The organism is Kitasatospora sp. NPDC007106 (genome assembly GCF_040634455.1).
GTDB classification, from domain to species: domain Bacteria; phylum Actinomycetota; class Actinomycetes; order Streptomycetales; family Streptomycetaceae; genus Kitasatospora; species Kitasatospora arboriphila.
Window position 1 is genome coordinate 1 of record NZ_JBEYFP010000818.1, and the last position, 2,528, is coordinate 2,528.

At 78.4% G+C, this 2,528-nt stretch carries 2 protein-coding genes and 1 pseudogene; all 3 read right to left on the minus strand.

Annotation, left to right across the window (positions count from 1 at the left end; all coding sequences use genetic code 11):
* Positions 1–487, minus strand: a pseudogene (locus ABZ641_RS32770) (ornithine cyclodeaminase family protein); the annotation flags it as partial.
* Positions 484–1,524, minus strand: coding sequence for a proline racemase family protein (locus ABZ641_RS32775; RefSeq protein WP_344621614.1), 1,041 nt, complete (start codon positions 1,522–1,524; stop codon positions 484–486). The pseudogene ABZ641_RS32770 and the gene ABZ641_RS32775, both read right to left, overlap by 4 nt.
* Positions 1,521–2,528, minus strand: a 1,008-nt coding sequence (locus ABZ641_RS32780; protein ID WP_359987755.1) for an aldehyde dehydrogenase family protein, incomplete at its 5' end; no start/stop codon positions are given. The genes ABZ641_RS32775 and ABZ641_RS32780, both read right to left, overlap by 4 nt.

Below are 2,528 nucleotides of genomic sequence, written 5' to 3' on the forward strand. Positions count from 1 at the left end.
GCCGTGCGGCGAGCTCCTCGGCGGGGCCGGGGCGGCGGCCGACGACGGTGACCCGCTCCAGCGGCCGGACGGCGAGGAGCGCGTCGAGGTGCCCGTACGCCTGCGGTCCGGTGCCGAACAGCACCAGGTGCCGGGCGTCCGGGGCGGCGAGCCGGTCGAGGGCGAGGGCGGTGACCGCGGGGGTGCGCAGCGCGGTGAGGGCGGCGCCGTCCAGCAGGGCGAGCGGTTGCAGGGTGGGCCCGTCGAGCAGCAGGTAGCCGCCGGTGATCCGGGGCAGGCCGCGGTCGGGGTTGGCGGGTGCCACCCCGGCGATCTTCACGCCGGCGTAGCGGCCGGCCGCGGCGGGCATGAGCAGCAGTTCGCCGGCCGGCACCGGGACGGCGGTGCGCGGCGGCGCGGTCTCGGGGTCGAGGCCGGCCGCGAGCGCGTCGGCGAGGGCGCGGACGGCCGCGGCCGGATCGAGGGTGAGCGGCAGGTGGGGGATCACAGCAGGAAGCCCGCTCCGAGGTCGTCGTCGGGGTCGAGCAGGAAGCGGTGCTCGCCGGTGCGGTGGGCGGTGCCGGTGACCTCGGTGAGCAGGCCGCCGTCCCGCTCGCCGAGCACCCGTCCGGTGAAGGCGGTGCCGATCAGCGACTCGTGGCGCAGCGCCTTGCCGGGCGGCAGCAGGCCGTCGGCGGCGAGCAGCGCGAGCCGGGCGGAGGTGGCGGAGCCGCACGGCGAGCGGTCGATCTGGCCGTCGGCGAAGACGGTGACGTTGCGCTGGGCGGGGCCGTCGCCGGTGTCGGGCAGCGTCTCGTACAGGACGGTGCCGTAGACGCCGGAGAGCCGGTCGTCGGCGGGGTGCCGGGTGGCGGGGTGGCCGTCGAGGGCGGCGCGGACGGCCTGTCCGGCGGCGGTGAGGCCGGGCAGCCGGGCGGGGGTGACGCTCAGCCCGAGGTCGGCGGCGCGGACGAAGGCGTAGCAGGCGCCGGCGTGGGCGACGTCCACCGTGCACGGCCCGTACCGGGTGCTGACGTCCAGACCGCGGGCGGTGACGAAGGCGGGCACGTTGCGGAAGGCGATGCCGGTGGTGCGCCCGCCGCTGCGGTGCACGGTGGCGGCGACCCGGCCGGAGGGGACGTCGATCCGCACCTCGGCGGTGCCGTCGGCGGGCGCGGGGACCCGGCCGGTGTCGACGGCCCACGCGGCGAGGGCGATGGTGCCGTGGCCGCAGGCGGTGGAGTACCCGTCCTTGTGCCAGAAGAGCACGCCGAGGTGGGCGCCGTCGTCGTCGGGCGGCACCACGAAGCCGCCGTACATCCCGGCGTGGCCGCGGGGTTCGCGGGTGAGCAGCCGCCGTACGTCGTCCAGCGGGCCGGGGCGGGGTGCGGTGGCGGTGCCGCCGGCGCCGATGGCGACGGCGCGGCGTTCGGCGACGGTCTCGCCGGGGACGGGCGGCAGTCCGGCGGTGACGATCCGGAACGGCTCGCCCGCGGTGTGGTAGTCGACGGCCTCGACCACGGCGGGCCCGGGTGCGGTGCTCATGCGCCGGGGAGGAGCGTGACGGTGCGGCTCGCGGTGTAGAACTCGAGGGCGGCGCTGCCCTGTTCGCGTCCGCCGTAGCCGGCCGAGCCGGTGCCGCCGAAGGGCAGGTGGAAGTCGACGCCGGTGGTGGGGGCGTTGACCCGGATCATCCCGGCGGCGAGCCGGTCGGCGGCGGCGAGCGCGGTGTCGAGGTCGCGGGTGTGCACGGAGGCGGCGAGGGTGTGCCGTCCGGCGTTGGCGAGCGCGATCGCCTCGTCGAGGTCGGCGGCGGGCAGCAGGACGGCGATCGGGCCGAAGTACTCCTCGGTGCGCAGCGGGTGGTCGGCGGGCACGTCGGCGAGCAGCGCGGGTTCGAAGCCCCAGCCGGGGCCGGGGGTGCGGCCGCCGCCGGTGAGGACGGTCGCCCCCGCGTCGCGGGCGGAGCCGACGGCGCCGGTGAGGCGGTCGAGGGCGGCCTCGCCGATGACGGGGCCGCGGTCGGCGGCGGCGAGCCGCTTGGCGAGGGCCTCGCGGAGCGGTTCGTACGCGGCGCCGACGGCGATCACCTGGCCGGTGGCGGTGCACTTCTGGCCGGCGTACCCGGCGACGGCGGCGGCCAGGTGGTCGGCGGCCTGCTCGATGTCGGCGTCGGGCAGCACGATCGCGGCGTTGAGGCCGCCGAGTTCGGCCTGCGCGGGGATGCCGCGGGCGGCGGTGGCGGCGACGACCCGCTGTCCGACGGCGGTGGAGCCGGTGAAGGAGACCACGTCGGCGGCGTCGATCAGGGCGGCGCCCTCCTCGGCGCCGCCGGGCACCACGGTGAGCACGCCCTCGGGCAGGGCGAGGAGTTCGGCGAGGCGCAGCGCGCAGGCGGTGGCCTCGGGGGCGGGCTTGAGGACGGCGGTGTTGCCGGTGGCGAGCGCCGGGGCGGCCTTCCAGACCGGGATCGCCAGCGGGAAGTTCCACGGGGTGACGAGTCCGGCGACGCCGTGCGGGCGGCGGCGGGTGAGCAGCAGGCCGGGGCC

Coding starts and splice junctions, on each gene's coding strand:
- ABZ641_RS32775 (WP_344621614.1), bottom strand. CDS start 1,524: ATGAGCACCGCACCCGGGCCCGCCGTGGTCGAGGCCGTCGACTACCAC.